This window comes from Methylobacterium sp. J-077 (genome assembly GCF_022829365.1).
Lineage (GTDB): Bacteria > Pseudomonadota > Alphaproteobacteria > Rhizobiales > Beijerinckiaceae > Methylobacterium.
Genome location: NZ_JAKSYJ010000222.1, coordinates 22,772 through 48,139, shown reverse-complemented (window position 1 = coordinate 48,139; position 25,368 = coordinate 22,772). Strand labels below are relative to the sequence as shown.

Here is a 25,368-nt window from a genome sequence, read left to right as displayed (position 1 = left end):
TGGCGCGTGCCGGTGCGATGTTGCCCGTTTGCGCGAAGAATTGCGCGCCGTCGGGCCAATTCTTCGCGGCCTGCAGGCTTCGCCTCACGGTTGGGTCAGCCAGGCGGTCACGCCGTCGAGCGACCGGAATTCCTCCAGCGCGTGGACGCGGGCGTCGGGCAGCGCCGTGCGCGCCATCGTGGCCAGGGCGTGGCCGGGGCCGAGTTCCAGGACTCGGTCGGCCCCGTATTCCCGACAGGCCTCCAGGCAGGCGGCCCAGTCGAGGGTGTGGGAGATCTGGCGCGCCAGCTTGCCGAGACCCTCTTCCGGGCGGAACACCGTCGCCCCGTCGAGACCGCTGACGAGGCGCGGGGCGCCCGCAGGCGGGCGGTTCAGGCTGACGGCGCCGAGGGCGCTCCGGAACGCAGCGCTGGCCTCCGCCAGCAGCGGCGTGTGCGAGGGCGTGTGCACCGGCAGCAGGACGGCCCGCTGCGCCCCGGCCCCGGCGGCCTCCCGGCACAGGGCGTCGAGGGCGTCGCGCCGGCCTCCGACCACACCGCTGTCCGGGGCGTTGCGGATGGCGAGGTGGCAGTGATGCCGGCCGGCCAGGGCGTCGAGGGCGTCGAGGCCGAGGCCCCGGATCCCGGCGAGCCCGAACCCATCCCCGGACGCGGCATCCATGGCCTCGGCCCGCTTTGCGGCGAGCGCCAGGATTTCGGCCTCGGCGATCCGTCCGGCGACCCCCCAGGCGGCGAGGTCGCCGATGCTGTAGCCGGCCACGATGGCCCGGCCGGCAAAACCCAGCGCCCGCCAGGCGGCGAGGGCGGCGGTGCAGCACAGGATCTGCCCGGCTCGGTTGGCGTGGAGCGCATCGCCGCCGCTCCGGACGAGGTCGCGCGGGTCGGTGCCGCCGAGGAGCGGCGCGGCGGCGGAAAAAACCGCTTGCGCGGCAGGATGGTCGGCGGTGAGGTCGAACATCCCGGGATGCTGGCCGCCCTGGCCGGACAGAAGGATCGCGACGCTCATGCGGGCTCCCGGAATCGTAAGGCGGCGACCGGGCGCATCGCCAGACCGTCCAGACCCTTGGCCAGCACCGTCCCGCCCTCGGGCGCATCGCGCAGCTCGCGCCAGTGCAGGCCGGTCCCGTCGGGCAGCAGGATCTCGCCGTCGAGGCGCATCGGCGCCTTATCGGCGATGGACGCGAGCCCGTCGAGCAGGCCGGTCGGCACGGGCGCCTGACAGGGCCAGAGCAGGTCGAGGTCGGAGGCCTCGGTCAGGTAGGTAAGCCCCGTCACCGCCTGCCAGAGCAGGCCGCCGAACGGGCGGGGTTTCAGAGCGTAGCGTTCGCCGAGCGCGACCGCCGCGGCGATCGTCGCCTGCCAAGCCTTGGGGGCATGGGATGCGGCCTCGGCGAGGCTCGGGCCGGCCATGCGGGTGAGGTGTTCGGCCGGCAGGGCGAGGCCGATCCGGCGCTTGCCGTCGCCGGGCGGCAGCGGAAGGCCGAGCGGGACGGCCGCGCGGCCCTCCCCCGGGATTCGGCGGCGGACGATCAGCGGACGCCCCGCCTCGGCCCAGCCGGCGAGATGCGGCACGCCCGTGAGGTCGTCGCGGGTGCGGAGCCAGGACGCCCAGGCGTAGGAATCGGCGCGGACGAGGTCCTGACGGGTCACGGTGCCGGGCGGGCGGGTTTCGAGCATTGGTTGAGAGATCTGTCCCATCCGCGACCGTTTTTCGAGGCGTCGGGTGATTGGACTGCAAGATACGATCTTCCGCCCGCGTCCGAAACGTCACGGATGGCGGGGCTGCTGCCGACGCTTTACCGATCCTCGGAAGGTCCGCTCCTCGGCAGCTCGGTAGACGATGACCTGCAAACGGAACGGGTGGTTTTGCAACGGACGGCCTCCGGACGATGAGTGAGCTGGAGCCGACCTTGCAACTCGGGCCGCTATCGCCGCGAGGGATGCCATGGCGTGTGGAGTGATTACGGCGACGGCCGATCCGCGCGAGGGGGCGAAGCGCGAACCGGCTGTCTATCGTCTGCTCGAAATTGTCGGGTGATCTGGTGAAGCAGCGGTCTCAGTGAGCCTCGACGGGACCCGAGGACCGCTGCGGCTTCTTGAGGATCGCAACCACGGCGAGGCTGAGCACGAGGCTCACGCCGACGAGGTAGAAACCGTCCGCGTAGGCCATGACGGTGGCCTCGCGGCGGACCTGTTGCGCCAGCATGCCCAGCGCCGCGCCCTTGGCGGCGAGCGGGTCGGCGATGCGCGCGTGCATCCCGGCCGCCAGAGCCGCCAGCCGGTCCTGGGTGCGGGTCGCGTTGACGGTGATCGCCTCGGCTAGAACCGAGAAGTGCATGTGCTCGCGTCGGTCGATCATTGTCGACAGCATGGCGATGCCGATCGAGCCGCCGAGGTTACGCATCATGTTCGACAGCGCTGAAGCGTCCGCTGTATCCCGGGGCGCCAGACCCGCCGTCGAGAGCTGCGAGAGCGGGATCGTGAACAGCGGCTGGCCGATGGCCCGCATCAGTTGCGGCAGGATCAGCTGGTCGGCCCCGACATCGTGGGTCAGCCCGACATTGATCCAGCAGCTCGCGATGAAGAACAGTGTGCCGGTGACAACCAGAAGCCGCGCTTCGAAGGTCCGCATCAGCAGCGGCATCATCGGGAACAGGACGAGCTGCGGCAGGCCCGACCACATCACCACGTAGCCGATCTGCTGGGCGTTGTAGCCCTGGATCTGCGCGCAGTAGACCGGGATGATGTAGATCGACCCGAACGAGACCGCGCCGAGCACCGTCATCAGCACGCAGGCGCCGCCGACCGAACGGTTGGTCAGCACCCGCAGGTTGATGAACGGGCGCTCGGTCGTGAGCTCGCGGACGATGAACCCGGTGATGCCGGCCGCCGCCAGCAGCGACATGTTCACGATGATCTGCGACCCGAACCAGTCCTTGCGCTGCCCCTCCTCCAGCACGTAGGTCAGGGCCGGCAGGCCGGTCGCCATCAGGCCGATGCCGATCCAATCCCCCTTGAGCAGCTCGCCCCAGCGCGCGGGAACGCTGTCGAAGGCGCCGAGCTGGATCGCCGCCGCCACGGGTCCGAAGATCAGGTTGAGATAGAAGATGTAGTGCCAGGACAGGTTGTCGGTGAGCCAGCCGCCCACCGTCGGGCCGATGGCGGGCGCGAAGGTCGCGGTCAGCCCGAACAGCACGATGCCGATGGGCTGCTGCGCCTTCGAGAGTCGCGTGCGCACAATCACGATGGCAGTGGGGATCAGCACGCCGCCGGTAAAACCCTGGCCCGCCCGGAACAGGATCATCTGGCTCAGGGTGGTCGAGAGCGCGCAGGCCAGCGAGAAGGCGGTGAACAGCATCGTGTTCACCGCGAGGTAGCGACGCAGGCCGATCACCGAGGACAGCCATCCGGTGAGCGGGATCACGATGATCTCGGCCATCAGGTAGGCGGTGGAGATCCAGCTCCCCTCCTCCGTGGAGGCGCCGAGCGCCCCCTGGATGTCGGCGAGCGACGCATTGGTGATTTGGATGTCGAGGATTGCCGTGAAGGCGCCGAGGATCGCGCCGAACACGGCAAGCCAGTCCCGGGCGCTCGCCTTCGCGGGAGCGGTGCCTGCGGCGGCGGCCGCGCTCATTGCGGCAGCGCCTCGCTGACGAGCGCGGGCGAAGCCTTGCGCTGGCGCGGCTGGACCTGCGCGATGGGATCTTGCGTGTGGACCGTGGCCTCGACCGACAGGCCGGGACGCAGGCGGGCGAGCTGCGGATCTGTGTCGTCCAGGGCGACGCGCACGGGCACGCGCTGCACCACCTTGGTGAAGTTGCCGGTGGCGTTCTCCGGCGGCAGCAGGGCGAACTGGGAGCCGGTACCCGGCGAGAAGCTCTCGATCCGGCCCTGGAATTCATGGTCCCCGAGTGCATCGACCGTGAAGCCGACCCGCTGGCCCACGGCCATTTGCCCGGTCTGGGTCTCCTTGAAGTTCGCTACGAGGTAGATGTCCCGGCCCATGGGCACGACGGTCAGGAGCCCCGTGCCGGCGGAGACGAACTGCCCGACCCGGAGCGACCGGTCGCCCGCGACCCCGTCGATGGGCGCCGTGACCGTCGTGTAGGTCAGGTTGAGCTTGGCCTGCTCGACCTTGGCCTGGGAGCCCTCCAGGGTCGCCCGAGCGCTACCCTCCAGCGCCTTTAGGCTCTCGACCTGCTTCTTGGCCGCTTCCAGGGAGGCGATGGCCTTGTCGTGCGCCGCCCGCTTCTGGCGCAGGTCGGACTCCGCTTGCTGCTGGCGCTGCGCCGTGCCGGATCCGGTCTGCAGCAGGTTCTGGTAACGGGCGTACTCTTTGCCGGCGAAGTCGAAGGCGGCGTCCGTGTTCTCGACCTCGGCTTGCGAGGCCTGAACCTGGGCCTGCTGCTGCAGGATCGCGGCGGCTGTGCCGAGGAGCTGGGCGCGGCTCTTCTCGACATCGGCCTCGGCCTGCTTGAGGCTGACTTGGTACTCGCGGTCGTCCAGACGCGCGATGGTGTCACCGGCCTTCATCGGCTGGTTATCACCGACCATGACCTCGGCGACGTAGCCGGCGATGCGCGGCGCCACTGTTACCTTGTCGGACTGGAGGTAAGCGTCGTCGGTGGTCTCCAGGAAGCGACCGACTGTCCACCAGTGCCAGCCGTAGGTCCCACCACCCCCGAGGGCAGCCACAAGGGCAAGTGGCAGGATCACGCGGCCCTTCCGGCGCTTGCGTGCTGGAGCCGTCGGGATGGCGACTGCTGAGGAACACGAGGTGACGGCACCCGGCGAAGCGGGAACGGCACCCGGTTGTGGAAGGTCGCTGGGTCGGGCGTCCATGACAATAGCCAACATCAAAACGATACGGTAAAGTATGGATACGTGAGGAATGCGGCTCAGGCAAGGAGTCAGAGGATGGAAACGGTGGCAGAGCGGCCGGCAGCACAGAAGCGGGGTACCGGTGGGCGCCCAACCCGGGAGGAGGCGGCACGGCTGGAGGCCCGCATTGTCGAGGTCGCCATGCAGTTGTTCATCGAGCGCGGCTTCGACGCCACCTCGATCGACGCGGTGGCCGAGGCTGCCGGCGTGAGCAAGCCGACGCTCTATGCGCGCTACCGTGACAAGCGCGCGCTGTTCGAGGCCGTGCTGAACGCGCGGGTCCGCGAGTGGCTCGCGCCGCTCTCAGCGGCGGCCGAGGCGCAAGCTCTTCAGACGGAACCTAAAGACGCCGGGATGGTGCTCGACGAGTTGAGCCGTACGCTGCTCGCCCGCTCGCAGGATCCCGGTGCGGCCGCGCTCACGCGCTGCATCGCCGCCCAGGCCTTGCAGTTCCCGGATCTGGCCAAGCTCGCCTACGAGGAGGGCTGGTTGCGTGGCGTACGGGCTGTTGCCCGGCTCCTGGAAGTGTTGGCCACGCAGGGCCAGGTCGAGATCGACGATGTCGAGATCGCCGCCGACCTGTTCCTCAACCTCGTCCTCGGACGCAGCTCGAAGCAGGCCCTTTACGGCATTGAGGTGGACCTGGAAGCGCAGGAGAAGCGCCGTCGCGCGGCCGTCGCACTGTTTCTCGCGGGTGTTCGCCGATCCAGCAAGATTTGATCCCGCGTGCGAAAGGGATGAGCGCCGAACCGGCAACCAGCCCGCCCTCGAACAGCCCGCCTTCGGGTCACGTTGGCCGCTCAGGCGGCGCTGGGCGCGAAGCGGGATGTCGGCTTTGGGCGGCAACCCACTGCCTGCTCACCACCCCCAGCAGACGTCTGACGCGGGTACCCAGCGTCAGATCTGAACCACTCGGGCGGCGCACGATCCCCGAAGGAGCGCAACACTCGGCTTCTTCGCTGCGCGCGCAATAACGGCGCGGGTCATCGAGATCAGCCGGCAAAGCGCCTACAAGCGCCCGGCATGTGCGATCACCGCCTCGCCGATCCCGCGCGCCACCGGCCGTCCCCCGCGCTCTTCCCCGAGGCGGTCGCGGTCGTCGCCGGGCTGGAGGTCGGCGATCAGGTCGCGGATCTGGCCGTCGAGCGGCTTGGCCGGATCCAGCACGACGTGGACTGCCCCGGTCGCCACCATGTTGTCGAGCCCGGGGGCGAAGACCGGCGTCGACTTTGCCATTTCCTGCAGCTTGTCCAGGGGCAGCTTGGTGACGCGGGCCACCGAGGGCAGGTCCATCACGCTCGGGTTGGCACCGGGCAGCGCGGCGAGCACCCGGGTCGCGAGCGCGGTGGCGATGAAGGCGCCGGCGGCCGAGTGGCCGTAGATCAGCCCGATCGTCGGGTGACCGGAGCGGTCGGCGAGCAGCAGCGCCTTGGCGAGATGGGCCAGGCACTCGTTGAGCCCCAGCAGCTCGTCGCGCCGGCTCATGCGCTGGCTGTCGGAATCGACCACCACCAGGATCGGCGCCTTGTCGCCGGCCCGGACCGCGTCGAGCACGGCGCGGGACAGGACGAGCGCCCCGTCGACCCCGAGGGGCGTGTCGCCGTCGACCCCGACGACGTGAAGCGTTTTATCGCCCGCGAACGGGCAGCCCCCGGTCACGAGGCCGTCGCGCACGGTGACGGAATGGCCCTGCGGAAAAACCCCGGCCAGGATCTCAGCGAGCGTCATGATCGGCCTCCCTCACCCGGGACACGGTCTCGTCGAAGGCGCGCGTGTCCATGGCGGGCACCGCCTCCGGATCGTTGACGCCGAGCCGCGCCCACACATCGGTGGCGTCCCGGCAATCGCCGAAGCGTTCGATCCGCGATTCGAGCCGGGCCTGCTCGGCCTCCAGGGTCGCGAGGTCGAAGGCGGGCGCCCGGCCGATCAGGTCCAGCGCCGCCTGCCGGAAGGCCGACACGGTGTCGGCGCAGAAGGCATCGGCCCCGCCGATCAGCCGCCGGTGCTTGCCGCCCATGGTGCGCCAGACCAGCGCCCGGTCGCGCGAATCGAACTCTTCGGCGCCCTTGTTGGTCTCGATCACCTCGGGGCCCGACACCGAGATCCGGCCGCCCTCCGACACCGCGAGCCGCGAGCAGGTGCCGGCGATCAGGCCGCCGCCGCCGTAGCAGCCCGCCCGGCCGCCGATCAGCCCGATCACCGGGATCCCGGCCGCCCGGACGTCGACGATCGCCCGCATGGTCTCGGCGATGGCAGTCTCGCCGGCATTGGCCTCCTGCAGCCGGACGCCGCCGGTATCGAACAGGATCAGCACCGCCGCCGGCTTCAGGGTGAGCGCGGCGCGCAGGAGGCCGACGAGCTTCGCCCCGTGGATCTCCCCGAAGGCGCCGCCCATGAACCGGCCCTCCTGGGCGGCGATCAGCACCGTCCTGCCGTCGAGGGCGGCGCGGCCGACCACGATGCCGTCGTCGAAGGCCCGCGGCAGGTCGAACAGCGGCAGGTGCGGGCTCATCCGCCGCTCGGTGGGCGGCAGGAATTCCTGAAAGCTGCCGGGATCGGCGAGCGCCACCACCCGCTGGCGGGCGGTGGCCTCGTACCAGCTCAGGGCGTCCGGGTCGGTGCTCGCGGCGGGTGCGCCAGCCATGGTCAGGCCTCCATCAGCCGGGCGCCCTGGAGCAGGCGCAGGGATACGGTGTCGGGACGGGCGCCGCCGTCATTGATGCTGATGCGCAGGCCGCCGGGCTGGGCGCGGGCGACGAAATCCGCCACCACCGCTTCCCAGACGGCGCCGTAGCCGGCGACCGGCGTCGCGATCGCGACCTCGCAGGCATCCGGCGGCAGCACCCGCTCCAGCAGGATCTCCAGATTGCCCGACGCCACCACGCCGGTGATGGCGTTCGGCACCGAGCCGGGCAGCGGTTTTTTCGTGGTGTGGCGGAAGGTCAGGGATTCCATCCGACTGTTCCTTGCGAGCGCCTCTCCTCCCCCTTGCGGGGAGGCGATGGAGGTGGGGGTGGTTCAGGAGGCACCGGGCCGGTTGGCTCTGCACCACCCCCACCCCTGACCCCTCCCCGCAAGGGGGAGGGGAAATATCGTGATCGATCTACCAGTTTCGGAACTTCGCGGGCGGCTCGTAGAGGCCGCCCGACCAGTGCACGAGATCCTTGATCGACTTGGCCGCGAGCAGCGACCGGTCGGCGTCGAGGGGCTCGATGCCGAGATCCTCGGGCCGGCGGATGACCCCGCGGGCGCGCAATTCCTCGACCTTGGCGCGGTCCCGGCCGCGGCCGACCTCGGTGTAGCCGGCGACCCCGCGGATCGCCTGCTCGCGCTCGTCCGCGTCGCGGCACAGCAGGAGGTTGGCGATGCCCTCCTCGGTGACGATGTGGGTGACGTCGTCGGCGTAGATCATCACCGGCGCCAGCTCGAGCCCGATCTTCTTCGCCAGCTCCAGGGCATCCAGCTTCTCTACGAAGGTCGGGACCAGCTTCTCGCCGAAGGTCTCGACCAGTTGCACCACCAGCTTGCGACCGCGCATCAGCGCGGGATCGCCGACGATCTGGCCTTCCCGGCCGGCCTTCATCCAGGCATCGGAGGGGTGGCGGCGGCCATGCGGGTCGGAGCCCATGTTGGGCGCCCCGCCGAAGCCCGCCACCCGCGACTGCGTGATGGTCGAGGAATGGCCCATCAGGTCGATCTGGAGGGTCGCGCCGATGAACATGTCGCAGGCGTAGAGCCCGGCGGTCTGGCAGAAGGCCCGGTTCGAGCGCAGGGAGCCGTCGGCGCCGGTGAAGAAGATGTCGGGGCGCTCCCGGATGTAGCGGTCCATGCCGACTTCCGAGCCGAAGCAATGGACCTGTTTGACCCAGCCGGATTCGATCGCCGGGATCAGGGTCGGGTGCGGGTTGAGCGCCCAGTGGGTGCAGATCTGGCCCTTGAGCCCGAGCTTCTCGCCGTAGGTCGGCAGCAGCAGCTCGATCGCGGCGGTGCCGAAACCGATCCCGTGGTTGAGCCGGCGGATGCCGTACTCGGCATAGATGCCCTTGATCGCCATCATGGCTATCAGGATCTGGGTCTCGGTCATCGCCGCCGGGTCGCGGGTGAACAGGGGCTCGACGTAGAACGGCGTGTCGGCCTCGACCACGAAATCGACCCGGTCGCCCGGGATGTCGACCCGCGGGACCTTGTCGACGATCTGGTTCACCTGGGCGATGACCACGCCGTTCTTGAAGGCCGTGGCCTCCACGACGGTGGGCGTATCCTCGGTGTTGGGGCCGGTATAGAGGTTGCCGTCGCGGTCGGCCGAGACGCCGGCGATCAGCGCGACGTGGGGCGTGAGATCCACGAAGTAGCGGGCGAACAGCTCGAGGTAGGTATGCACCGCGCCGAGCTGGATCTGGCCGCCGTACAGCATCTTGGCGATGCGGGCGCCCTGCGGGCCGGAATAGGAATAGTCGAGCCGCTTGGCGATGCCGGTCTCGAACACGTCGAGATGCTCCGGCAGGACGATGCCCGACTGGACCATGTGCAGGTCGTGGATCTTGCCCGGATCGCAGGCGGCGAGCCCCCGCGCCAGGCAATCCGCCTGCTTCTGGTTGTCGCCCTCCAGGCAGACCCGGTCGCCGGGGCGGAGCACCGCCTCCAAGAGGTCGACCACGGCGGCGGCCGGCACGACCTTGCCGTCGGCCTGGGCGCGACCCGCCTGGATGCGGGCATCGCGGGCCTGCCTCTCGCCGCGCCACTCGGTCATCCGACTGTCTCCTATGGTATGCAAGACGCAGGATATGCCCGCCGCTTGGCATTTTCAAAGCGTATTTATTCACGGTTTCGTATACGGGATTGCTGAAGTGTCAATATCCTGCATACTAGACGAAAACCAGCACCTGGCTGATTCGGGAAGGAAACGCTCCATGTCGAGCGCGTCGAGACGGGCGCCGCAGCGCGCCGCAACCGGTGCCGCGGGAGGGCAACGCCGATGATCGTCCTGGGTGTCGCCCTCCTGGCCGCGTGCACGCTGATCGGCGTGTATCTCGGCGATCTCCTCGGCGTCGCGCTGGGGGTGAAGGCCAATGTCGGCGGCGTCGGCATCGCCATGATCCTGCTGATCGTGGCCCGGCTCTGGCTGTCCCGCCGGGGCGGCCTGACCAAGGGCATCCAGTTCGGCGTCGAGTTCTGGGCCGGCATGTACATCCCGATCGTGGTCGCCATGGCGGCCCAGCAGAACGTGGTCGCGGCGGTGAGCGGCGGCCCGATCGTGATCATCGCGGCCACCGGCTCCCTGGTCCTGTGCTTCGGCGCCGTGGCGCTCCTGAGCCGGATCGGCCGGCGCGACCCGGGGAGCCCGGAGGTCGAGCATGGCGGATCGGTGATCGGCGGCGACGCCGATCCGGTGCCGGCCGGGAAGCAGGGGTGAGCGCCATGGAACTCGGACATTACATCTGGCACGGCATCGAGCACGTCTTCGTCGAGCAGAGCCTGGTGGCGGCCTTCGCGGTGGTCGGCGCCCTGATCCTGGTCTCGAACCTCGCTGCCAAACGCTTCACGAACGGCCGCGTTCACGGCTCGGCCATCGCGATCGTGCTGGGCCTGGTGCTCGCCTATGTCGGCGGGCTCTATACCGGCGGCAAGAAGGGCATCGCCGACATCCCGGCGCTGGCCGGGATCGGCCTGATGGGCGGGGCGATGCTGCGCGATTTCGCGATCGTCGCCACCGCCTTCGAGGTCGACGTGACCGAGGCGCGCCGCGCCGGGCTGATCGGCGTGCTGGCGCTGGCGCTCGGCACGATCATCCCGTTCATCGTCGGCACGCTCACCGCGGTGGCGTTCGGCTACCACGATGCGGTCTCGATCACGACCATCGGGGCGGGGGCGATCACCTACATCGTCGGCCCGGTCACCGGCGCGGCGATCGGGGCGGATTCCACCGTCATGGCGCTGTCCATCGCCACCGGGGTGACCAAGGCCGTGATGGTGATGGTCGGCACGCCGCTGGTCGCCAAGCTGATCGGCCTCGACAACCCGCGCTCGGCCATGGCCTATGGCGGGCTGATGGGGACGGTGAGCGGGGTCGCGGGCGGGCTCGCGGCCACCGACCCGAAGCTGGTGCCCTACGGGGCGCTCACCGCGACCTTCCACACCGGGATCGGCTGCCTGGTCGGTCCCTCGATCTTCTACTTGACGGTGCGGGCGCTGGTCGGTTGAGCGTTCCGGAGCGCTCGCCGCCGCGGGGGATACCGGTTCGGCGTCGGCGAGCGCGCCCGATCTGAAGGGGCGCGGGACCAGCGGATGCACGGCGAAATCCAGACGATCGACAGCGGGCTGCTCTCGGACCGGATCCGCAACGCCCTGACCGACGCGATCACCTCCGGCGAGCTCTCGGCCGGCACGGCGCTCGACGAGCAGAACCTCGCCCAGCGCTACGGCGCCTCGCGTACCCCGGTGCGGGAGGCCCTGCGCCAGCTCGCGGCCTCGGGGCTGGTCGAGGTCCGGCCCCGCCGGGGCGTGGTGGTGGCCCGGCTGACGCCGGAGCGCATCGCCGACATGTTCGAGACCACCGCGGAGATCGAGGCGCTCTGCGCCCGGCTCGCGACCTACCGGATGACGCCGCTGGAGCGCGGCCGGCTGATGGACCTCCACGCGGATTCCGCCGCCGTCGTGGAGGCCGGGGACGTCGACGCCTACGACCGGCTCAACCGCGCCTTCCACGAGTCGCTCTACGCGGCGACCCATAACGGCTTCATGGCCGAGCAGGCCCTGGCGATCCGCGAGCGCCTGGCCGCCTTCCGCCGGACCCAGCTCCGCCACGCCGACCGGATCCGCCGGTCCTGGGACGAGCACGGCGAGATTCTGGCCGCCATCGCCGAGGGCGACGGCGAGCTGGCCGCCCGGCGGATGCGGGCGCATATGCTGCGGGCGGCGGCGGCTTTGGGGCGGTATATTTCGGAGACGGTTGGTTGAGGGGACAGTGGGACGTCTGTGTCCGGTATTGTCCTGATCTGATCGCCCCCACGGCTGCTATTCGCTGACCGTGGGTTCTTTCAGTGGTGCCTTCGCCGCTCGCGACCGATCACGCACCGTCAAACTTTAAGAGTGGCTTCGACTAATGCTTGCAGTACAACAGCGCCGGCCGGACTTTTGGTGGGGCGCACGATTGGCATGTTTGAAGTAACTAAAAATCATTTCTTCCGTGCGGCTTTAGAAATTGGACAAAGCGGCGAGAATGACACATTACCTTACGATATAGATGCGGCGTTTATCAAAGACAAAGCTGAAAATCTTTCAAGTATTTGCATCGCCTTATTTCGAGAAATAGAAGCCGGTATTGTTGGAAAACCAGTCGCGTTCATGAATGGATTAAATGTCGCGTCCGAACGACTCCTAGTTCCTTCGGGATCACATGGCTTTCGCATCACTGCTAGAATGCACCCATTTTGGAATCTCTATTTAAACGGCCTCGGGCTAGCAATCGCCGAGGCTAATGAACGCAATCGAAGCTCGCGCGTACACTCCTATCGACTCGGCGGCGAGGGACTAGATTTTTTCGATCGCAAAATATCTTGGCGCACATATAAAGAGGCTACGATAAACGAGCATGCACTAACAAAAGAAGACGGTATTGTCATTCAAACCGATATCGCAAGTTTTTATGAGCACATCTATCATCATAGGCTTGAGAATATTATAAAAGATTTGGCGCCAGATAATTCGACAATAGCAATGCAGATCGACCGCATCTTGAGTAAACTGGCGGCCGGCCGTTCGTTTGGCCTACCGGTTGGCGGGCAATGCGCTCGCGTGCTGGCCGAAGTCATGATGACCCCGATCGATCGATCTCTCTCCGATGCAGGCATTATATGGCATCGCTATGTGGATGATTTCACCCTAATCTGTAGTTCTCAGCAAGAAGGCTACAAAGCACTATCGGTATTGTCGCACGCCCTTGCAGATTATGGGTTATCGCTAAATCGAAGCAAAACAACTTTTTTAAGTGCCAAGCATTATAAAGATTTTATCGCAGTTCAACTAGGTGAAGGAGATGACGCGAGTTCCGCGCTTCGCGAGTTGGATCTACACTTCGACCCCTATTCTGACAACGCCAGAGCAGAATATCACAAATTAAAAATGTCATTTGAATCAATAAATATCTCATTTTTGTTGGATCTTGAGATCGAAAAATCTCATCCTGACGCTTTTGTTGTCGCACAGATCGGCCGAGCACTAAAGTTTCAAGAACCCAAGGTAGCAAAGCAGTTGTGCGTCACTCTCTTGGACCCAAATAATCTAGATGCATTTAGAGCATCTTGGTCGAAGATTATGCGTGGAGTTTACGCTGTTCGCTCCGGGTCTGAATTTGAAACTATTTTTCCGATTTTGGATAATTTGCTTGATCAGATACCAGCTAAAGCCGCTCATCTTTTGGTTCCAGAAGCTAATATTCTGCATTATTTGCGTGCTATTCGTTTCACGCGAACGGAAATTCGAGGGGCCTTCGTTAGGCAAACCTATGATCGGACATCGTCTCCCGCTGTCAGGCGCGCATGTATCGATTGCTGGAGATATTGGAAAGACCGAGCAAATTTTACTCGATTACGTAACCAATGGTTCAATCTGACGCCAGATGAGCAGCGAATGCTGTGGCTTGCAGCCGAAGCATTTGGAGACGAGGGCTCCAAGATGAGGACTCAATTGCGCGGTTCACTAATCGAATCTTGGCGACTTGGCATTGAGAGCGATAAAAAGCTCAGCTTCGCCTCCTGCTACGAGGAATGGGCTCACAATGCCGTTTAGTCGTCTTCCCAGGAGAGATCCGCGAACCGTAGCACGAGATATTCCAGGTGTTCTCGATGTTCTGTTTCCAAGGTTGACTGGCGGGTTAGTCAGATCGCTCAACAAAAGAATGTTTTCCTTTGACGATATTGATCCTGTTTCAGATGAGCTCATCAGCAACGTTCAAATTCGAAAAGCCATGCTGTTTGAGTTGTCTGTTGCTCGTGCCGAAGCGTCGTTGCGCGGGACGGGATCTTATGGTTGGGACGAATGCCTTAAGGTGGCTTCATTCCGCCAGAAGCGGCATTACGATGCTCTAATACCTGAAAAGCTGAGTGAATTCGATATCGCAGCTGCCGACCATGCTGCATCTAATCTGATTGCGATGCTAACGAGCTTACAAATGCAGCGTCCCGGCATACCTTTGGAGCATGGGCCGCTCATTCCGGGCCTTGGGTGGATAGCTTCGGGCCGGGGTGACTTTGCAATTGGCTCCGTGCTTATAGAAGTCAAACATACCGAAGATAATTTCAGATCTAGCGATTTCCGGCAGGTACTGATGTATTGGCTACTCAAATATGCCAAATCAGTTGAAAACAATGATCCTATTTGGTCGAAAATATTGCTTCTTAATCCACGCAGAAATTCGGCGCTTATGATTGAATATGAGTATTTGATACGATCTGCATCGGCTCGACTGAATCGAATTGAGCTCGTCGAACTCCTGCGGTCGGCTACAGCGCAAGAAATCAGTCGAAGATAGTATAGGAAAATTATATAAAATTTTGCTATTCATAGCATCAAATTGAGATAGCATCTCAACAGAATACCTCCATTGTCCGATCTTGTTTTTAAAGATTTTATTATGCCCGGTCGTTCAAGGTCCACCCTCACACTACCTCCCGAGCCACCCCACCCTTCCCTACCCCACTCCCCCCAAGCGAATCCGCCAGCTTCCCGATCCGCTCGGCCGCCCGCCCGATCCCATCGGCGGCGCGGGCGGCGTCCTCCGCGCGGCTGCGCTCGGCGGCCTCGGCGGTCTTGCGCAGTTCGGCGGTCTCGGCCTCCAGGGCGGCGAAGCGGGTCCGCAGCTCGGCCAGCTCGTCGGCGATGGTCAGGGCGGCCATCACCTGCAGGCGCATGTCGCCGATCTCGCCAAAACTCTGGCGCATCTCGCCGATGCGCGTCCCGAAGCTCTCGGCCAGCCCGGTGAGATGGGCCTCCTCGCCGGCGCCGCAGGCCATGCGGTAGAGCTTTCCGTCGATGGTCACGTTGATCTGGGGCAAGGAGCGCTCCGAGGGGCGGCGGGGCGTAGAAACAAAAAACCGGTCAGGCGCGGCCGAGCACGCCCTGCACCGTCTCGATCGCGCGGTCGAGCCTGTGGCCGACCACGCCGGTCGTGGCCTCGACATCGGCGAGATGCGCGCTGGCCGCGTCGAGGGCGGCGGCGAGGCGCGCCCGGTCCTCGTCCATCAGCGCCAGCTCGGCATCCCGGTCGTCGGGCGCGGCGTCGGCCTCCAGGCGTCGGGCCACCACGGCGTCCAGGCGGGCCAGCGCGGCGTCAAGCCGGGCGAAGGCGTCGTCGATCGGGCGCGTCGTCTCTGTGCTGTCGTCGGCCATGGGGCTCCGCTCGCCGCGCATCGTCCCGGAACGGGTGGCCGGCTCTCGGGATACGAGGATGCTTCCGGGGTGCAAGTTTCGGCCGGTTGCGCCTCGAATTCCAGTCCGAAATGGCGGTCCGCGTCCGCCGGAGCGCGCGCCTCCGCATCGGATGCCGGTTCGGCGCGAGCGCGTCCGTCGAATGAACGGGCTGCAACCCGTGCGGCTCAGCAATCGCCGCCGCACGCGCCTGTTTATTGGATGTGGGAGACCCCCATGTTTGTCACGCGCGTGCGTTTGACAGGTGGAGACGCCATGTTAGACAGCCGCGCGCTCCCGAAAGGGGCCGCAAGAGACATGCCGGATGGCCGGTCCGTGACGATCCCGAGGCGCCCCCGCCGCCACCGTCGGACCCGACGCGTGAGGGCAGCGGAGCCCGGCCTCGCGCGGCGCGGTTCATCGCAGGTTCAAACCCGCCCGCCCAGATCCGCCCGGCCCGGTCGGCCTGGAGGCGGGCCAGCCGAGACCGTCCCGAGGATCGTCCCCACCGGTCCGGCGCGCGGTGAGCCGCATCAGGAAGGAGTCACGCCGTGACGAAGGTTGCCATCAACGGGTTCGGACGCATCGGTCGCAACGTCCTGCGCGCCATCGCGGAAGCCGGCCGGACCGACATCGAGGTCGTGGCGATCAACGATCTCGGCCCGGTGGAGACCAACGCCCACCTGCTCCGCTTCGATTCCGTGCACGGCCGGTTCCCCGGCGAGGTCGCGGTGGACGGCGAGTTCCTGGTGGTCAACGGCCGGCGCATCAAGGTCACGGCCGTGCGCAACCCGGCCGAGCTGCCGCACCGGGATCTCGGCGTCGACATCGCGCTGGAATGCACCGGCATCTTCACGTCCAAGGACAAGGCCAAGGCCCATCTCGAGGCCGGCGCCAAGCGCGTCCTGGTGTCGGCCCCGGCCGACGGCGCCGACCTGACCGTGGTCTACGGCGTCAACCACGACAAGCTCACCGCCGAGCACCTCGTGGTGTCGAACGCCTCCTGCACCACCAACTGCCTGGCGCCGATCGCCCAGGTGCTCAACGCGGCGGTGGGCATCGAGCGCGGCTTCATGACCACGATCCACTCCTACACCAACGACCAGCCGTCGCTGGACCAGATGCACAAGGACCTCTACCGGGCCCGTGCCGCTGCGCTCTCCATGATCCCGACCACCACCGGCGCCGCCAAGGCGGTGGGCCTCGTGCTGCCGGAGCTGAAGGGCAAGCTCGACGGCACGTCGATCCGCGTGCCGACCCCGAACGTCTCGGCGGTGGACCTGGTGTTCACGGCCAAGCGCGCCACCTCGGTCCAGGAGATCAACGACGCGGTCAAGGCCGCCGCCGCCTCTGGCCCGCTCAAGGGCGTGCTCGGCGTAACCGACCAGCCGAACGTCTCGATCGACTTCAACCACGACCCGCATTCCTCGACGTTCCACCTCGACCAGACCAAGGTCATGGACGGCACCTTCGTGCGCGTCCTGGCGTGGTACGACAACGAGTGGGGCTTCTCGAACCGCATGGCCGACACGGCCGTGGCGATGGCCAAGCTCCTCTGAACGGCCTGCCGCCCGCCGGCCCGGAGACGGACGGCGGGCATGTCTTGGACGACCGGACGACCTCACCTCGAACCAGGGATTCTCCCGGGATGACCGACGCTTCGCAGGGCACGTCGAGCGGACAGGGCGCTGTCGTGACGCCCGTGCCGAAACCCGCCGCACCTCCGGTGGCCGCGACTCCGGTCGCCACGCCGCCGTCGCAGGGGCTGCCGGCCAGCCACCTCATCGACCAGCTCGCGCGCATCGAGGACAAGTGCTCGCGGATCGAGGACAAGTACGCGCGCTCGGAAGCTCTGCTGTCGCGGGTCGAGGACAAGGTCGAGACCGCCGCCAACCGGATGAACGAATCCGCCCGGCAATCCGACCTCGCGGCCCTGCGCACCGAGATGCGCGGGCTCGCCGATCGCACCCGGCGGCTTCCGGGGACCGGCGCGCTGGTGCTGACCGCGGTGATCACCGCGATCCTCACCGTCGTGCTGATGGTCGCGGTGCAGCGGCTCAACCTCGACCGTCTGATCCCGGCGCCGGCCGCCACCACCGCCCAGTAATCGCAACAGGACCGTATGAGCGCCTTCCTCACCCTCGACGACGCCGGCGCCCTGGCGGGCAAGCGCGTGCTGATGCGCGTCGATCTCAACGTGCCGATGGAGAACGGCCGCGTCACCGACGCGACCCGCATCGAACGCGTCGCCCCGACCATCCGGGAGGTCGCCGATACGGGCGCCAGGGTGATCCTGCTGGCGCATTTCGGTCGGCCCAAGGGCAAGCGCGAGCTGAAGGACTCTCTGGAGCCGGTGGTGCCGGCGCTGAGCCAGGCGCTCGGCCGCACCGTCGCCTTCGCGGCCGATTGCGTCGGCGACGATGCGGCCCGGGCGGTGGCGGCGCTGAAGGATGGCGACGTCCTGCTTCTGGAGAACACCCGCTACCACGCGGGCGAGGAGAAGAACGACCCGGCCTTCGCCGACGCCCTCGCGGCCAACGGTGACGTCTACGTCAACGAGGCGTTCTCCGCCGCCCACCGCGCCCACGCCTCGACCGAGGGCCTGGCCCATCGCCTGCCGGCCTTCGCCGGTCGCGAGATGCAGGCCGAGCTGGAGGCCCTGACCAAGGGTCTCGAAGCCCCGCAGCGCCCGGTGATCGCGCTGGTCGGCGGCGCCAAGGTGTCGTCCAAGATCGATCTGTTGGAAAACCTCGTCGCCAAGGTCGATGCGCTGGTGATCGGCGGCGGCATGGCCAACACCTTCCTGCACGCGCAAGGCAAAGCGGTCGGCAAGTCCCTGTGCGAGAAAGATCTGGCCGAGACCGCCCTGCGCATCCTGGCGGCGGCGGAAAAGGCCGGCTGTCGGATCATCCTGCCGGTGGACGCGGTGGCGGCGACGGAATTCAAGGCCCAGGCCCCGCACGAGACCGTGCCGGTGGATGCGGTGCCCGAGGGCAGCATGATCCTCGATGCCGGCCCGCGCTCGGTCGCCGAAATCAACGCCGCCATCGACGGTGCCAGGACCCTGGTCTGGAACGGCCCGCTCGGCGCCTTCGAGCTCGCCCCCTTCGACGCCGCCACGGTGGCCGCCGCCCAGCACGCCGCCGCGCGCACGAAGGCCGGCCAGCTCGTCTCGGTCGCCGGCGGCGGCGATACGGTGGCGGCGCTCAACCATGCGGGCGTGGCCGGCGACTTCACCTACGTCTCGACGGCCGGCGGCGCCTTCCTCGAATGGCTGGAGGGCAAGGCCCTGCCGGGCGTCGAGGCGCTGCGGGCCAAGGGCTGAGACTGACGCGGCGCGCGTGCGCGCCTCCCGCGCCGCCGCGGACCTATCTATACTCCTCGCGTCGGACGGCGGGGGCCTGAGTCGATGAGTGACAATGTGGAGATCGCGACGATCGAGATCCTGAACGGCATTCAGGGCAGCATCGCGCAATTGCGGACCGAGACGCTCGCGCGCTTCGACAAGCTCGAGGCGAGCCTGCGCAAGGATCGGCGCAACGCCGCCGGCATGCTGGTGATGATGCGTGCCACCGCGGGCGATTTCGATGCGCGGGTCAGCGAGGTCGAGGAGCGCGTCACGGCCCCGGAGGCTCGGGCGCTGTAGACAACAGCATTCGAACCGGTCGTGACCGGTTCACGGGATGCTATGATGCGCAGTTGATACGCTAGAGCCTGGGTGTGGATCCGATATTCAAGCCTCGGCACTAGCATTCCGGCGCCGGGGGCGATCGGGCGGACCACCAGACGGCAAGCGGGAAGACAGACGACCATGGCACGGATCACCCTGCGGCAGCTCCTCGACCACGCGGCCGAGCACGAATATGGCGTGCCGGCGTTCAACCTGAACAATATGGAACAGGGCCTGGCGATCATGGCGGCGGCCGACGCCACCGACGCGCCGGTCATCCTGCAGGCGAGCCGCGGCGCCCGCGCCTACGCCAACGACGTGGTGCTGGCCAAGCTGATCGACGGCCTGGTCGAGATCTACCCGCACATCCCGGTCTGCATGCATCTCGACCACGGGAACAACGAGGCGACGTGCGCCACCGCGATCCAGTACGGCTTCACCTCGGTGATGATGGACGGATCGCTCAAAGCCGACGGCAAGACCCCGGCCGACTACACTTACAACGTCGAGATCACCCGCAACGTCACCAAGATGGCCCATTGGGCCGGGGTCTCGGTGGAAGGCGAGCTCGGCGTGCTCGGCTCCCTGGAGAGCGGCCAGGGCGAGGCCGAGGACGGTCACGGTGCCGAGGGCACGCTCAGCCACGACCAGCTTCTGACCGACCCGGACGAGGCGGTGAAGTTCGTCGAGGCCACCAAGGTCGACGCGCTGGCGGTGGCCATGGGCACCAGCCATGGCGCCTACAAGTTCACCCGCCAGCCCGACGGCGAGGTGCTGGCGATGAACGTGATCGAGGAGATCCACCGCCGCCTGCCGACCACCCACCTGGTCATGCACGGTTCCTCGTCGGTGCCGCAGGACCTGCAGGACATCATCAACCAGTATGGCGGCCAGATGAAGCCGACCTGGGGCGTGCCGGTGGAGGAGATCCAGCGCGGCATCAAGCACGGCGTGCGCAAGATCAACATCGACACCGACAACCGCATGGCGATGACCGGCCAGATCCGGAAGGTGCTCACCGAGAACCCGTCCGAGTTCGACCCGCGCAAGTACCTGAAGCCTGCCATGGATGCGATGACCAAGCTGTGCAAGCAGCGCTTCGAGGAGTTCGGCACGGCGGGCAAGGGCTCGACGATCCGGCCGATCTCGGTGTCCGAGATGGCCAAGCGCTACGCCAGCGGCTCGCTCGACCCGAAGATCGGTGCGCGTTGACGCGCCGGCCTGCCCGATGAGCAGCACCCAGCGCCTCGCCCTCCTCGGGCCCCACAACCTGGATGCCGACGGCATCGACGCCTTCGCGGCCGCGCTCGGCGCGGCCTGCGCGGCGGGCGCGGTTGCGGCGGTGATCCTGCGCCTTGCCGCAACCGACGAGCGCGGGCTCACCGCCCGGGTGAAGCAGATTGCGCCGATCACGCAAGGGTGCGGCGCCGCCCTGCTGGTGGCCTGCCCGGGCTTTGCCGGCGACCTCGTGTCGGTGGCGACCCGCGGCGGCGCCGACGGCGTCCACGTCGACAAGCCGCGCGACCTGAAGGACCTGCGCGAGCGCCTCCGGGACGGGCGCATCCTTGGGGCGGGCGGCATCGAGACCAAGCACGGCGCCATGGAGGCGGGCGAGGCCGGCATCGATTACCTGATGTTCGGTGGGCTCTATCCGGATGGCGTCGCCCCCGAGGCCGAGACGGTGCTGGCGCGCGCCGAATGGTGGGCCGAGATTTTCGAGACCCCCTGCGTCGCGGTCGCCGTGAACGCGGACGAGATCGCCTCGTTGGCGGCCACGGGCGCGGAGTTCGTCGGTCTGGAGAGCGGCCTGTGGCTGACCCAGCCCGACGCCGTCGCGCAGGCGCAACGCCTGCTCGAAGGGCAGGCCGCGTGAGCCTGCGCGTTCTGAGCCTCGCGGTATTTTGGGCCGCCGCGCTGCCGGTGCCGGTGCTGGCGGCGTCGAGCCCGCTCGATCCGGCCAAGACCGCCGCCCCGGCCGACAAGAAGGCGATGCCGGAGCTTCCGAGCCCCTACACGCCGAATTATTCCCGGGGCGCGGTCCCGCCCGCCAATGGCCAGCCGGCGGATCTGGCCTACGGTGCCTATCAGCGCGGGCAATACGTCACCGCCTTCCGGGAGGCGACCAAGCGGATCGAGGCCAATCCCAAGGATGCGCCGGCGATGACGCTGCTCGGCGAGCTGTACAACCAGGGTCTCGGCGTGAAGCAGAACCCGGTGAAGGCCGCCGAGTGGTACCGCCTCGCCGCCGCACAGAACGACGCCGCCGCGATGTCGTCGCTGGGCCTGATGGCGCTCGACGGGCGTGGCATGGCCAAGGACCCCAAGGCCGGCCGGCGCTGGCTGGAACAGGCCACCGCCAACGGCTCGGCCACGGCCGCCTACAATCTGGGGCTGATCCTGATCGGCACCGGCGCCTCCGCCGACGAGGCCGCGGCCGCCGCGCAGTTCCGCAAGGCCGCCGATGCCGAGATCGGCCCGGCCCAGCACGATCTCGGCGTGCTCTATCTTCAGGGCCGCGGCGTCCCGAAGGATGCCAGCCAGGCGGCCCAGTGGTTCCGGCGCGGGGCTGATAACGGCGACCTCGCCAGCGAGGTCGAGTACGCGATCCTGCTGTTCAACGGCAACGGCGTGACCAAGGACGAGCGCTCGGCCGCCCGCTACTTCCTGCACGCGGCCTCGCGCGGCAACGCCATCGCGCAGAACCGGGTCGCGCGGCTCTACGCGGTCGGACGCGGCGTCGCCAAGAACCCGATCGAGGCCGCGGCCTGGAACCTCGCCGCCGCCGCGCAGGGCCTGTCCGACGCCTGGCTCGACCAGACCCTGTCGGGGCTCTCCGGCGACGAGCGCACCCGCGCCGAGCGGCTGGCCAATGAGCGCAGCGAGCAGCGGTAGCGGCAACTCTGAGACAGACGGCGCCAGACTGCGGCGAGGCCATGTCTCTCCCACCCCGCCCTCATCCCGAGAAGCCGTTGATCCATCGACCTGTTGCCCTTCGGCCTACGATGGGACGGGCGCAGGTTCCGCCACCGACAGGCCTAAGTACCAGGAGAAAGCGTGGGTCCCCTCTCCCGTGCGGGAGAGGGGGCATGTCGCGCTCCGTCATCGACCGCCGCCTCAAACCTGTGACACCTACCCCTCGGCCATCGACCAATCGACCCCGGCCTCGAGCTCCGGCAGCAGGACCACGCTCTCCTGCTCGTTCGGATCGGTCCGGGCGATCACCGCGGTGACCGGCTCGGTCCGGCTGCGGTTGTAGGGCAAGTGCGGTACGTCGGCGGCGATGTAGACGAACTCGCCGGCCCCGGCGATCACGTGGTTCTCCAGGCGCTCGCCCCAGAAGCATCCGGAGATTCCGGACAGGACGTGGATCGCGGTCTCGTGCGATTGGTGCTTGTGGGCGTGGGCGCGCTCGCCCGGCGGGATCTCAAGGAGCTGCATGTGCAGGGCCTTGGCTCCGACCGCCTCGGCCGAGATCGCCGGGCGATAGATGTGCCCCTGCTTACCGCGGAACGGCGCGCTCTCGCGCAGGACCACCAGGCCCGGCCGTGACGTCTCGGCTGCGTCGGTCATGACTCGCCCACCTTGAACGCGGCATCCACGGGAATCTGCAGGCCGTTGACCAGGGCGTTGGTCTGGTTCGCCATGCCGACCACCGCCAGGAACTCGCCGTGCTGCTCCGGGGTCAGGCCCTTGGCGCCGGCCGCGGCGGTATGAGAATGGATGCAGTAAGGGCAGCCATTGGCGATCGAGACCGCGATGTAGACCAGTTCCTTGGTCAGCGGGTCGAGGCTGCCCGGCCCCATCACCACCTTGAGGCTGGTCCAGGTCCGCTCCAGCAGGCCCGGATCGTTGGCGAGGCCGCGCCAGAAGTTGTTCACGAAATCCGAACCCCGGGTCGCCCGGATGTCGGCGAACACTGCCCGCACGCGCGGGTCGGCCTCCGCCTCGGCATCGCTCCAGAGCTTCACGGTCGCCATCGATCCCCTCCCCGCCTCAGAGCTTGCACGCCCCGTCGAGGGCCCGGTTCTCGGCCTCGGTGAACAGGCGCGAGCGGATATGGAAGCGCTTCTCGCGGCCGTTTTCCAGAGAGAACATGCCGCCGCGCCCCGGCACCACGTCGAGGATCAGGTGGGTATGCTTCCAGACCCCGAACTGCGACCGGCTGATGAAGAAGTCGGCACCGCCGACGGTGCCGAGATGGACGTCGCCGTCGCTCACGAGAAAGTCGCCGACCGGGTAGCACATCGGCGAGGACCCGTCGCAGCAGCCGCCGGACTGGTGGAACATCACCGGGCCGTACTCCCCCCGCAACTCGTCGATCAGCGCGAGCGCCGTCGGGGTGGCGGTGACCCGCAGCGGCGTGCCGTCGGCCCCGGTCTGCTCCGCGGTGGTGGCGTCTCGCGTGGAAACCGCACTCATGCTGCCCTCCCCTGCTCATTATTAAATATGCGTGCTGGGATCCCGATTTCCATGACGCACCGGATCTGACCTGCTGCCAAATCGGACATTCCCATCCTCGCCCTCATCCTGAGGTGCCGGAGGCGCCGGGGAGGCCTCGAAGGAGCCCGCCAGCCGGCCGCGCGATCCCTGGAGCCCTCCTCCGAGGCTGCCGCGCAGCACCTCAGGATAGGGGGTGGTTAGGATATCCCGAGGGGCACCGGCGGTCGCGCTCGCATACGCGGCCCGGGACGAACAGGTCGATCGCACCCCCCAACGAAAAAACCCCGGCCGTGAGGCCGGGGCGAAGTCGGCTCGGGGGATTAACCCGGACCAGGGCTCAGAAGAATCCGAGCTTCTTGGCCGAGTAGCTGACCAGCATGTTCTTGGTCTGCTGGTAGTGATCGAGCATCATCTTGTGGGTCTCGCGGCCGATGCCGGACTGCTTGTAGCCGCCGAAGGCCGCGTGGGCCGGGTAGGCGTGGTAGCAGTTGGTCCAGACCCGGCCGGCCTGGATCGCCCGGCCGAACCGGTAGGCGCGGGTGCCGTCCCGGGTCCAGATGCCGGCGCCGAGGCCGTAGAGCGTGTCGTTGGCGATCGCCAGCGCGTCGGCATCGTCCTTGAAGGTCGTGACCGACAGGACCGGCCCGAAAATCTCCTCCTGGAAGATCCGCATCTTGTTGTGGCCGCGGAACACCGTCGGCTGCACGTAGAAGCCCTCGGCCAGCTCGCCGTCCTTGACGTTGCGCGCGCCGCCGGTGAGCAGCTCGGCGCCTTCCTGGCGGCCGATATCGATGTAGCTGAGGATCTTCTCCATCTGCTCGCCCGACGCCTGGGCGCCGATCATCGTGGCCGGGTCGAGCGGCGAGCCCTGGGTGATCGCCTCGACGCGCTTCACCGCCCGCTCCATGAAGCGGTCGTAGATCGACTCGTGCACCAGCGCGCGGCTCGGACAGGTGCAGACCTCGCCCTGGTTGAGGGCGAACATCGTCAGGCCCTCCAGGGCCTTGTCGAAGAAGTCGTCGTCCTCGTTGGCGACGTCGGCGAAGAAGATGTTCGGCGACTTGCCGCCCAGCTCCAGGGTCACCGGGATCAGGTTCTGCGAGGCGTACTGCATGATCAGGCGGCCGGTGGTGGTCTCACCGGTGAACGCGATCTTGGCGATGCGCGGCGAGGAGGCCAGCGGCTTGCCGGCCTCGAGGCCGAAGCCGTTGACGATGTTGATCACGCCCGGGGGCAGCAGGTCGGCCAGCAGCTCCATCACCACCAGGATCGAGGCGGGGGTCTGCTCGGCGGGCTTGAGCACCACGCAATTGCCGGCTGCGATCGCCGGGGCGAGCTTCCAGACCGCCATCAGGATCGGGAAGTTCCACGGGATGATCTGGCCGACGACGCCCAGCGGCTCGTGGAAGTGGTAGGCCACCGTGTCGTGGTCGATCTCGGAGATCGAGCCTTCCTGCGCGCGGACGCAGCCGGCGAAGTAGCGGAAATGGTCGATCGCCAGGGGGATGTCGGCGTTGGTGGTCTCGCGGATCGGCTTGCCGTTGTCCCAGGTCTCGGCGAGCGCGATCAGATCGAGGTTCTCCTCCATCCGGTCGGCCATCTTGTTCAGGATGCGGGCACGCTCGGCTGGGGCGGTGCGGCCCCAGGATTCCTTGGCCGCGTGGGCGGCGTCCAGCGCCTTGTCGATGTCGGAGGCGTCGGAGCGGGCGACCTCGCAGATCACCTTGCCGGTGATCGGCGAGGTGTTCTCGAAGTAGCGGCCGGCCGTCGGGGCGACCCATTGGCCGCCGATGAAGTTGTCGTAGCGGGCCGAGAACGGCGACCTGGTCCGGGCGTCGCCGAGGAATTCCGGCTTGTTCATGGCTGTATTCCCTCCATAGGCCCCGGCCTCGCGAACCGCGGCTCTTGGGCTGAAGCTAGGACGCGGACGGCCGATTCGATCGGCGGCGTCCGGTTCGGCTCTGACGGCAGCCA

27 protein-coding genes are annotated in these 25,368 nt (G+C 67.4%); 13 read left to right on the top strand and 14 right to left on the bottom strand.

The features are described 5' to 3' along the window. Positions 1–84: 84 nt before the first annotated feature. From MKL11_RS27955 to MKL11_RS27940, 4 genes are all read right to left on the bottom strand, one after another. Entirely contained in the window at positions 85–1,005 is a 921-nt protein-coding gene (locus tag MKL11_RS27955) for an acyltransferase domain-containing protein (RefSeq protein WP_243949582.1), read from the bottom strand. Beyond that, positions 1,002–1,676 carry a malonate decarboxylase holo-[acyl-carrier-protein] synthase gene (gene mdcG, locus MKL11_RS27950; protein ID WP_243949580.1) on the bottom strand — a complete coding sequence of 225 codons (675 nt, stop codon included), beginning with the start codon at positions 1,674–1,676 and terminating at the stop codon, positions 1,002–1,004. Before mdcG ends, MKL11_RS27955 begins: the two co-directional genes overlap by 4 nt. A gap of 379 nt (positions 1,677–2,055) precedes the next feature. Then, positions 2,056–3,633, bottom strand: coding sequence for a DHA2 family efflux MFS transporter permease subunit (locus MKL11_RS27945; protein WP_243949573.1), 1,578 nt, complete (start codon positions 3,631–3,633; stop codon positions 2,056–2,058). Beyond that, on the bottom strand, positions 3,630–4,715 hold the full coding sequence (locus MKL11_RS27940) for an HlyD family secretion protein (protein WP_243949571.1): 1,086 nt from the start codon (positions 4,713–4,715) through the stop codon (positions 3,630–3,632). The genes MKL11_RS27945 and MKL11_RS27940 overlap by 4 nt, the downstream gene beginning before the upstream one ends. 201 nt (positions 4,716–4,916) lie before the next feature. Between MKL11_RS27940 and MKL11_RS27935 the strand changes: the two genes are divergently transcribed. Further along, entirely contained in the window at positions 4,917–5,600 is a 684-nt protein-coding gene (locus MKL11_RS27935) for a TetR/AcrR family transcriptional regulator (RefSeq protein WP_243949569.1), read from the top strand. A 288-nt stretch (positions 5,601–5,888) separates the two neighbouring features. On the opposite strand, the gene mdcE is transcribed toward MKL11_RS27935, so the two are convergent. From mdcE to mdcA, 4 genes are all read right to left on the bottom strand, one after another. Beyond that, positions 5,889–6,608, bottom strand: a complete 720-nt coding sequence (gene mdcE, locus MKL11_RS27930) for a biotin-independent malonate decarboxylase subunit gamma (protein WP_243949567.1) — start codon at positions 6,606–6,608, stop codon at positions 5,889–5,891. Next, positions 6,595–7,524 carry a biotin-independent malonate decarboxylase subunit beta gene (locus MKL11_RS27925; RefSeq protein ID WP_243949565.1) on the bottom strand — a complete coding sequence of 310 codons (930 nt, stop codon included), beginning with the start codon at positions 7,522–7,524 and terminating at the stop codon, positions 6,595–6,597. Before MKL11_RS27925 ends, mdcE begins: the two co-directional genes overlap by 14 nt. A gap of 2 nt (positions 7,525–7,526) precedes the next feature. Then, a complete protein-coding gene (gene mdcC / locus MKL11_RS27920) occupies positions 7,527–7,835 on the bottom strand; it encodes a malonate decarboxylase acyl carrier protein (RefSeq protein ID WP_243949563.1) in 309 nt (102 codons plus the stop codon). Positions 7,836–7,983: 148 nt separating this feature from the next. Continuing rightward, positions 7,984–9,630, bottom strand: a complete 1,647-nt coding sequence (gene mdcA, locus MKL11_RS27915) for a malonate decarboxylase subunit alpha (protein ID WP_243949561.1) — start codon at positions 9,628–9,630, stop codon at positions 7,984–7,986. Between the two features lie 225 nt (positions 9,631–9,855). Here mdcA and madL point away from each other — a divergent pair, with 225 nt between their 5' ends. The 5 genes from madL to MKL11_RS27890 all read left to right on the top strand — a co-directional run bounded on the left by madL (position 9,856) and on the right by MKL11_RS27890 (position 14,409). Next, entirely contained in the window at positions 9,856–10,293 is a 438-nt protein-coding gene (gene madL, locus MKL11_RS27910; protein WP_243949559.1) for a malonate transporter subunit MadL, read from the top strand. 23 nt (positions 10,294–10,316) lie between these two features. Beyond that, on the top strand, positions 10,317–11,081 hold the full coding sequence (gene madM, locus MKL11_RS27905; RefSeq protein WP_243949609.1) for a malonate transporter subunit MadM: 765 nt from the start codon (positions 10,317–10,319) through the stop codon (positions 11,079–11,081). An 84-nt stretch (positions 11,082–11,165) separates the two neighbouring features. Next, entirely contained in the window at positions 11,166–11,837 is a 672-nt protein-coding gene (locus tag MKL11_RS27900) for a GntR family transcriptional regulator (RefSeq protein WP_243949557.1), read from the top strand. 198 nt (positions 11,838–12,035) lie between these two features. Continuing rightward, positions 12,036–13,667 carry an RNA-directed DNA polymerase gene (locus MKL11_RS27895; RefSeq protein WP_243949555.1) on the top strand — a complete coding sequence of 544 codons (1,632 nt, stop codon included), beginning with the start codon at positions 12,036–12,038 and terminating at the stop codon, positions 13,665–13,667. Beyond that, a complete protein-coding gene (locus MKL11_RS27890; RefSeq protein ID WP_243949552.1) occupies positions 13,657–14,409 on the top strand; it encodes a hypothetical protein in 753 nt (250 codons plus the stop codon). Before MKL11_RS27895 ends, MKL11_RS27890 begins: the two co-directional genes overlap by 11 nt. Positions 14,410–14,536: 127 nt before the next feature. On the opposite strand, the gene MKL11_RS27885 is transcribed toward MKL11_RS27890, so the two are convergent. Beyond that, the gene (locus tag MKL11_RS27885) at positions 14,537–14,932 is read right to left on the bottom strand and encodes a cell division protein ZapA (RefSeq protein WP_243949550.1); all 396 of its coding nucleotides are present in this window, start codon (positions 14,930–14,932) and stop codon (positions 14,537–14,539) included. Positions 14,933–14,975: 43 nt separating this feature from the next. Next, positions 14,976–15,266 carry a DUF4164 family protein gene (locus tag MKL11_RS27880; protein ID WP_243949548.1) on the bottom strand — a complete coding sequence of 97 codons (291 nt, stop codon included), beginning with the start codon at positions 15,264–15,266 and terminating at the stop codon, positions 14,976–14,978. A 569-nt stretch (positions 15,267–15,835) separates the two neighbouring features. Here MKL11_RS27880 and gap point away from each other — a divergent pair. The 7 genes from gap (at position 15,836) to MKL11_RS27845 (ending at position 21,846) form a co-directional block, all read left to right on the top strand. Next, positions 15,836–16,843 carry a type I glyceraldehyde-3-phosphate dehydrogenase gene (gene gap / locus MKL11_RS27875; protein ID WP_243949546.1) on the top strand — a complete coding sequence of 336 codons (1,008 nt, stop codon included), beginning with the start codon at positions 15,836–15,838 and terminating at the stop codon, positions 16,841–16,843. Positions 16,844–16,932: 89 nt separating this feature from the next. After that, complete coding sequence (locus MKL11_RS27870) at positions 16,933–17,391, top strand: hypothetical protein (RefSeq protein WP_243949544.1); 459 nt, start codon at positions 16,933–16,935, stop codon at positions 17,389–17,391. 15 nt (positions 17,392–17,406) lie between these two features. Next, the gene (locus tag MKL11_RS27865; RefSeq protein ID WP_243949536.1) at positions 17,407–18,609 is read left to right on the top strand and encodes a phosphoglycerate kinase; all 1,203 of its coding nucleotides are present in this window, start codon (positions 17,407–17,409) and stop codon (positions 18,607–18,609) included. Between the two features lie 84 nt (positions 18,610–18,693). After that, entirely contained in the window at positions 18,694–18,930 is a 237-nt protein-coding gene (locus MKL11_RS27860) for a hypothetical protein (protein ID WP_243949534.1), read from the top strand. A 165-nt stretch (positions 18,931–19,095) separates the two neighbouring features. Further along, positions 19,096–20,166 (top strand): class II fructose-bisphosphate aldolase, encoded by a 1,071-nt coding sequence (gene fba / locus MKL11_RS27855; RefSeq protein WP_243949532.1) that lies wholly within the window; start codon positions 19,096–19,098, stop codon positions 20,164–20,166. Between the two features lie 16 nt (positions 20,167–20,182). After that, on the top strand, positions 20,183–20,827 hold the full coding sequence (locus MKL11_RS27850; protein ID WP_243949528.1) for a thiamine phosphate synthase: 645 nt from the start codon (positions 20,183–20,185) through the stop codon (positions 20,825–20,827). Continuing rightward, positions 20,824–21,846 carry a tetratricopeptide repeat protein gene (locus tag MKL11_RS27845; RefSeq protein WP_243949524.1) on the top strand — a complete coding sequence of 341 codons (1,023 nt, stop codon included), beginning with the start codon at positions 20,824–20,826 and terminating at the stop codon, positions 21,844–21,846. Before MKL11_RS27850 ends, MKL11_RS27845 begins: the two co-directional genes overlap by 4 nt. Before the next feature lie 237 nt (positions 21,847–22,083). Here the strand turns inward: MKL11_RS27845 and MKL11_RS27840 are convergent, their stop codons facing one another. The 4 genes from MKL11_RS27840 to adh all read right to left on the bottom strand — a co-directional run bounded on the left by MKL11_RS27840 (position 22,084) and on the right by adh (position 25,255). After that, positions 22,084–22,524 carry a cupin domain-containing protein gene (locus tag MKL11_RS27840; protein ID WP_243949522.1) on the bottom strand — a complete coding sequence of 147 codons (441 nt, stop codon included), beginning with the start codon at positions 22,522–22,524 and terminating at the stop codon, positions 22,084–22,086. After that, a complete protein-coding gene (locus MKL11_RS27835) occupies positions 22,521–22,931 on the bottom strand; it encodes a carboxymuconolactone decarboxylase family protein (RefSeq protein WP_243949520.1) in 411 nt (136 codons plus the stop codon). The genes MKL11_RS27840 and MKL11_RS27835 overlap by 4 nt, the downstream gene beginning before the upstream one ends. A gap of 16 nt (positions 22,932–22,947) precedes the next feature. Continuing rightward, positions 22,948–23,373 carry a DUF779 domain-containing protein gene (locus tag MKL11_RS27830; protein WP_243949518.1) on the bottom strand — a complete coding sequence of 142 codons (426 nt, stop codon included), beginning with the start codon at positions 23,371–23,373 and terminating at the stop codon, positions 22,948–22,950. A gap of 358 nt (positions 23,374–23,731) precedes the next feature. Then, the gene (adh, locus tag MKL11_RS27825) at positions 23,732–25,255 is read right to left on the bottom strand and encodes an aldehyde dehydrogenase (protein WP_243949516.1); all 1,524 of its coding nucleotides are present in this window, start codon (positions 25,253–25,255) and stop codon (positions 23,732–23,734) included. Positions 25,256–25,368: the final 113 nt, after the last annotated feature.

What these genes read in the sequence shown, in the direction of transcription:
- MKL11_RS27955 (WP_243949582.1), bottom strand. Translation starts at nt 1,005, where the DNA reads ATGAGCGTCGCGATCCTTCTGTCCGGCCAGGGCGGCCAGCATCCCGGG.
- mdcG (WP_243949580.1), bottom strand. Translation starts at nt 1,676, where the DNA reads ATGCTCGAAACCCGCCCGCCCGGCACCGTGACCCGTCAGGACCTCGTC.
- MKL11_RS27945 (WP_243949573.1), bottom strand. Translation starts at nt 3,633, where the DNA reads ATGAGCGCGGCCGCCGCCGCAGGCACCGCTCCCGCGAAGGCGAGCGCC.
- MKL11_RS27935 (WP_243949569.1), top strand. Translation starts at nt 4,917, where the DNA reads ATGGAAACGGTGGCAGAGCGGCCGGCAGCACAGAAGCGGGGTACCGGT.
- mdcE (WP_243949567.1), bottom strand. Translation starts at nt 6,608, where the DNA reads ATGACGCTCGCTGAGATCCTGGCCGGGGTTTTTCCGCAGGGCCATTCC.
- MKL11_RS27925 (WP_243949565.1), bottom strand. Translation starts at nt 7,524, where the DNA reads ATGGCTGGCGCACCCGCCGCGAGCACCGACCCGGACGCCCTGAGCTGG.
- mdcC (WP_243949563.1), bottom strand. Translation starts at nt 7,835, where the DNA reads ATGGAATCCCTGACCTTCCGCCACACCACGAAAAAACCGCTGCCCGGC.
- mdcA (WP_243949561.1), bottom strand. Translation starts at nt 9,630, where the DNA reads ATGACCGAGTGGCGCGGCGAGAGGCAGGCCCGCGATGCCCGCATCCAG.
- madL (WP_243949559.1), top strand. Translation starts at nt 9,856, where the DNA reads ATGATCGTCCTGGGTGTCGCCCTCCTGGCCGCGTGCACGCTGATCGGC.
- MKL11_RS27900 (WP_243949557.1), top strand. Translation starts at nt 11,166, where the DNA reads ATGCACGGCGAAATCCAGACGATCGACAGCGGGCTGCTCTCGGACCGG.
- MKL11_RS27895 (WP_243949555.1), top strand. Translation starts at nt 12,036, where the DNA reads ATGTTTGAAGTAACTAAAAATCATTTCTTCCGTGCGGCTTTAGAAATT.
- MKL11_RS27890 (WP_243949552.1), top strand. Translation starts at nt 13,657, where the DNA reads ATGCCGTTTAGTCGTCTTCCCAGGAGAGATCCGCGAACCGTAGCACGA.
- MKL11_RS27880 (WP_243949548.1), bottom strand. Translation starts at nt 15,266, where the DNA reads ATGGCCGACGACAGCACAGAGACGACGCGCCCGATCGACGACGCCTTC.
- MKL11_RS27870 (WP_243949544.1), top strand. Translation starts at nt 16,933, where the DNA reads ATGACCGACGCTTCGCAGGGCACGTCGAGCGGACAGGGCGCTGTCGTG.
- MKL11_RS27865 (WP_243949536.1), top strand. Translation starts at nt 17,407, where the DNA reads ATGAGCGCCTTCCTCACCCTCGACGACGCCGGCGCCCTGGCGGGCAAG.
- MKL11_RS27860 (WP_243949534.1), top strand. Translation starts at nt 18,694, where the DNA reads ATGAGTGACAATGTGGAGATCGCGACGATCGAGATCCTGAACGGCATT.
- fba (WP_243949532.1), top strand. Translation starts at nt 19,096, where the DNA reads ATGGCACGGATCACCCTGCGGCAGCTCCTCGACCACGCGGCCGAGCAC.
- MKL11_RS27850 (WP_243949528.1), top strand. Translation starts at nt 20,183, where the DNA reads ATGAGCAGCACCCAGCGCCTCGCCCTCCTCGGGCCCCACAACCTGGAT.
- MKL11_RS27840 (WP_243949522.1), bottom strand. Translation starts at nt 22,524, where the DNA reads ATGACCGACGCAGCCGAGACGTCACGGCCGGGCCTGGTGGTCCTGCGC.
- MKL11_RS27835 (WP_243949520.1), bottom strand. Translation starts at nt 22,931, where the DNA reads ATGGCGACCGTGAAGCTCTGGAGCGATGCCGAGGCGGAGGCCGACCCG.
- MKL11_RS27830 (WP_243949518.1), bottom strand. Translation starts at nt 23,373, where the DNA reads ATGAGTGCGGTTTCCACGCGAGACGCCACCACCGCGGAGCAGACCGGG.
- adh (WP_243949516.1), bottom strand. Translation starts at nt 25,255, where the DNA reads ATGAACAAGCCGGAATTCCTCGGCGACGCCCGGACCAGGTCGCCGTTC.